The 4902-nt window shown below is 47.5% G+C and carries 4 protein-coding genes and 1 tRNA gene; 1 reads left to right on the top strand and 4 read right to left on the bottom strand.

Annotated features, from left to right (window positions below; translation table 11 throughout):
• Positions 1 to 79: 79 nt before the first annotated feature.
• The 4 genes from Q1M25_RS08040 to ccoG form a co-directional block, all read right to left on the bottom strand.
• Positions 80 to 155: transfer RNA gene (locus Q1M25_RS08040), tRNA-Gly, on the bottom strand.
• Between the two features lie 95 nt (positions 156 to 250).
• Positions 251 to 811, bottom strand: coding sequence for a CDP-diacylglycerol--glycerol-3-phosphate 3-phosphatidyltransferase (gene pgsA / locus Q1M25_RS08045; protein ID WP_003679552.1), 561 nt, complete (start codon positions 809 to 811; stop codon positions 251 to 253).
• Positions 812 to 1487: 676 nt separating this feature from the next.
• Entirely contained in the window at positions 1488 to 2054 is a 567-nt protein-coding gene (locus Q1M25_RS08050; RefSeq protein WP_300483746.1) for a FixH family protein, read from the bottom strand.
• Positions 2055 to 2057: 3 nt separating this feature from the next.
• Entirely contained in the window at positions 2058 to 3542 is a 1485-nt protein-coding gene (gene ccoG, locus Q1M25_RS08055) for a cytochrome c oxidase accessory protein CcoG (RefSeq protein WP_300483747.1), read from the bottom strand.
• 443 nt (positions 3543 to 3985) lie between these two features.
• Here ccoG and Q1M25_RS08060 point away from each other — a divergent pair.
• Positions 3986 to 4902 (top strand): 1-deoxy-D-xylulose-5-phosphate synthase N-terminal domain-containing protein (locus tag Q1M25_RS08060; RefSeq protein ID WP_300483749.1); only part of this gene is annotated, 917 nt, incomplete at its 3' end.

Consider the following 4902-nt stretch of genomic DNA (forward strand, 5'->3'; position numbering starts at 1 on the left):
AACTCGCGACCTCAACCTTGGCAAGGTTGCGCTCTACCAACTGAGCTATTCCCGCATTTGAGTGCATCTGAAATTAAACTGGAGCGGGAAACGAGTCTCGAACTCGCGACCTCAACCTTGGCAAGGTTGCGCTCTACCAACTGAGCTATTCCCGCTCTGATAGTTTGTTGCTTCGTATATCGAAGAAGACGCAATTATTATGGATTTAATCGTGTGCGTCAAGTGTTTTGTTTTTATTTTTTTAAAAATTTTATTTGAATTCTTTCCATGCCATTTTCAGGTAGTAGCACATGGACCAGATGGTTAATACAGATGCTATAAACATCAATATGTTACCAATGAGATAGAAAGGGTCATTATATTTGTCCGTACCGATAAGCAAAAGGAAGATGGCGATCATTTGGGCAGTAGTTTTGAATTTGCCGATAGTGGCCACTGCAACGCTGCCGCGTTTGCCCATTTGTGCCATCCATTCGCGCAGGGCGGAAATGGTAATTTCTCGTCCGATAATAATCATGGCGAAGATGGCGTATGTTCTGCCAAGGCTGACGAGCAGGAGCAGGGCAACTGCGACCATGAGTTTGTCGGCAACAGGGTCAAGGAATGCGCCAAAGTCGGAGGTTTGTTTCCAACGGCGTGCTAAAAAGCCGTCAAACCAGTCTGTAATAGCTGCAAGTGCAAAGATGATGGCGGCTGTCCAGTTGACGGTTTGTGGTTGAATCCATGTGTTCGGTAAATAGAATAGGATGGTGAACACGGGGATTAATAGGACGCGCATCCAGGTAAGTAAAATAGGTATGTTCCAAGGCATGGTTGGGGACCTTTTGGACGATGTGTCGGATTGTCCATTATAGCTTATTTGTTCACTCTGCTTTTTGAAGTGTTGTTTTTTTGCCGACAAGTATCTTGGGCATAGATTTTTGTCGTGTGGGTTGTGAAGAAAATCTGCTAAGGCCGTCTGAAAAATAGGCTGTTGCGGGGTGTAAATGTTTTTGGGCAGGTAAGTGGATGCAAAATAGTGGGCAACGAGGTCGGCTTGCTGCTCGATATTGAGTTGGTTGAAGTGAGGCAGAGGTATGGGATAGGCGTAAGCTTTGCGTTTCCTATATCCGCCTTTGAGCATAATGAATAAACCGGACAACCAAACTTTGTGACCGCGCTGGTGTTGCCAGACATGTGTCAGCTCATGAATCAGCCAAATTTTGTAGGCTATGCCGGCTTGAGTGAAATCTTCGGGGCAGTGTTTACGCGGAAAGTATATGTTTCCATTGGGCGCAATGGCGGTATTGGTGTTGGGTATAAGTGGAATGCCGCGATATATTTTGATGTGGTGGAAGTTTATGCTGTTCGCAAAAACTTGTTTTGCCATACGGACTTCATTTTCGGTCAGTCTGCGCCAATCGGAAAAAATCATATTTTGAAGGGAATATAAGAGGGTATGAAGATTTCAGGCCGTCTGAAAGGTTTCAGACGGCCTGGGTCGGGATTTATTGTTCTGTTGAAGCGGCTTGTTTGCCGTTGTCAAACAATTTGTCCATAGGCGTCAAGTTGACTGCATTGCCTTGGCTGACTATCCATTTGTTTTCAACACGCCATACGCCTGAGGCATCTTCAACGCGCAGGTACCAATGATTGGTTGGGCGTAAAGGCTTAAAGACGGCTTCGTATTCCATGCGGCCATTTTGTGGTTCGGCTGTTACGGCGTGCAGCTTGACGGTTTGGTCATCGGCTTTGCGCGTCGGGTGCATTAACAATAGGTTTAATGGCTGTTTTGTATCGAATTGTCCGCTGACGAATACTTTGGCGGCGTTCATATCCGGACTGATTAAAACCTGCACCTGAATTTGCCGTTTAACGGCTTCTTCATCGCGGTGAAGTTGGATTTCGATATGTTTGCCGTCTTTGTAGTAATCGTCAGACACCAAGTCTGTCGTGTGTTCTTTTGCGACGAAGAACATGGAAACGCTGGCGATAACGACGAAGATGGGGCCGGCCATCAGCACCCAGGGCCAAATATGTTTGTACCAAGGTTTGATTTGGGGTTGTGGGGACACCGTTTATTCTCCGATAAAGGTTGCTTTTTCTTCTAAAGTAGTCGGTTTGGAGTCGGCAGAGCCGGTCTCGCGATAGATAAAGGTAAATTCAATCGGATGGCTGCCTTTGTCGGCGTATTCGGGAATGGTAGATACCTGTACCGGGATGGTAACGGTTTCCCGCGGCGCAATTTTAATACCGTTCTCAGGCAGGCCGGTCAGCGCGATTTCGTCAAAGCCTTTGACGGTTGCGGTCATCAGTTGTTCGTTTTCACTATTGTTGATAATGCGTAGGTTATAGGCATTTTCCAACCAGCCTTGGCTGTTTTCGCGAACCATGACGCCACGGTCTTTCAGGATATCGACTTCGACCATTTTTCGGGTGGAAATGCCGACCAGGAAGGCGATGATGACCACCAGGAGTACTGCGCCATAACCAGCTACGCGCGGACGTTTCAAGCGTTTTTTGATGTCGCTTTCAGGGTATTCGTGTTCCAATGCGCCTTCGGTCGTATAACGGATTAAGCCGCGCTCGTAGCCCATTTTGTCCATGATTTCGTCGCAGGCATCGATACACGCTGCGCAGCCGATACATTGGTATTGCAAACCGTTGCGGATGTCGATACCGACGGGGCAGACTTGCACGCACATGGTACAGTTGATGCAGTCGCCCAAGCCGCTGTCTTCTTTGTTGGCGGTTTTTTTGCGTGCGCCGCGCGGTTCGCCGCGTTCGCTATCGTAAGAAATAATCAGCGTGTCTTTGTCGAACATCGCGCTTTGGAAGCGTGCATACGGACACATATGCAGACACACTTTTTCGCGCATGATGTGGGCGAAGAAGAAAGTCATGAATCCGTAAAATGCTGCGGCAAACATTGCGCCGCCGCCTGCTGCTCCGGTGAATAAATCGGGAACAAATTGGCGGATCGGGATAAACCAGCCTGCAAAAGTGATACCTGTCCATGCGCAGACAAGGAAAATCAGCAGGTATTTGGTGGCCTTAATGCGAATTTTAGTAAAGTTCCAGGGCGATTTTTCCAGTTTTAGGCGTTTGTTTCTATCGCCTTCGACCAAGTTGTCAATCCACAGCATAATTTCGGTGTAAACCGTTTGAGGGCAAGAGTAGCCGCACCACAAACGACCGGCAATGGTTGTCCACCAAAACAGGCCGAAAGCACAAATCATCAGCAGCAAGGCAAGGTAAATCAAATCGCCCATACCCAGCGACAGTCCGAAAATGAAGAAATGACGGTCAGGGATATTGAATAAAACCGCCTGACGGCCGCTCCAGTTGAACCATGGGATAACGTAAAATACAAACTGGGTCGCCAATACTGCGGCGATACGCAGTTTGGCAAAGCGTCCTTCCGCCTTTTTAGGATGGATGCGTTCGCCTTCAGGATGGATTTGAATCACGCTGGATTTGGGTTTGGAAGGTTTGGGCGGAGTGGCTTTTGCTGTTTTTTCTGTTGAGGGTGAGGTGTTTTCAGCTTGGTTTTCTGGTGACATTTCAGTGTTCCTTGATGAAGTGCACACAAGCCTGTTGTCATGGTAGTAGTTTGATGTGAATATTTTCAGACGGCCTTTCGCGTGCATACAAATCATAACATTTGACTCTATTCAAAGCAAAAGAGGGACTTCGTCTTAACGATGGATTCCTTGTGGCCGTTTGATGTAGGGCCGTCTGAAAAGGGCAGTATTCAAAGGTTTACGAATCAGCCTGTATGCAAACTTATAGTGATTTGCTATTTACACGATAAAAATATATAAAGCACTGTTTCAAAACGAAATAACAGTTAATATCATCTATCCTGTCCGTTTCAGACGGCCTATTGGAAATCATGCCGTCTGACAATGCAAATATCAAAGGCTATTCTTGAAAGCACGGCTGATTCAGGCGATAATCGGCACACTTTTTCATATTTCCAATCTTGTCCAAGGAAGGTCAAACCATGTCTCAATTGGCAAACGCAATCCGTTTCCTCTCAGTCGATGCCGTACAGAAAGCAAACTCCGGCCACCCGGGTGCGCCTATGGGTATGGCGGAAATGGCGGAAGTATTGTGGACGAAGTTCCTCAATCATAACCCTGCCAACCCTAAATTCTACAACCGCGACCGTTTTGTCCTCTCCAATGGTCATGCTTCCATGATTCTTTACAGCTTATTGCACCTGACCGGCTACAACGTTTCCATTGATGATCTGAAAAATTTCCGTCAACTGCACAGCAAAACCCCCGGCCATCCGGAATACGGCTACACCGACGGCGTGGAAACCACGACCGGTCCATTGGGACAAGGTATTGCTAATGCTGTGGGCATGGCTTTGGCCGAAAAAATCTTGGCTGTCGAATTTAATAAAGACGGTTTGAACATCGTTGACCACCACACTTACGTCTTCATGGGCGACGGTTGTATGATGGAAGGCGTATCGCACGAAGCCTGCTCGCTTGCCGGTACTTTGGGCTTGGGCAAACTGATTGTTTTATATGATGACAACAATATTTCCATCGACGGTAAAGTGGACGGCTGGTTTACCGAAAACATCCCGCAGCGTTTTGAAAGCTACGGCTGGCATGTAATTCCAAATGTAAATGGTCATGACACTGATGCCATTCAGACGGCCATTGAAGCTGCTAAAGCCGAAACCGGCAAGCCGTCCCTCATCTGCTGCAAAACCTTAATCGGCAAAGGCAGCGCCAACAAAGAAGGCAGCCACAAAACCCACGGTGCGCCTTTGGGTGCGGACGAGATCGAAGCCACGCGCAAACATTTGGGTTGGGCTTATCCTGCGTTTGAAATCCCTCAAGAAATCTATGCTGCATGGGATGCAAAAGAAAAAGGCGCGAAACTTGAGGCCGAATGGAACGA

Source organism: uncultured Neisseria sp. (assembly GCF_951230505.1).
GTDB lineage: Bacteria > Pseudomonadota > Gammaproteobacteria > Burkholderiales > Neisseriaceae > Neisseria.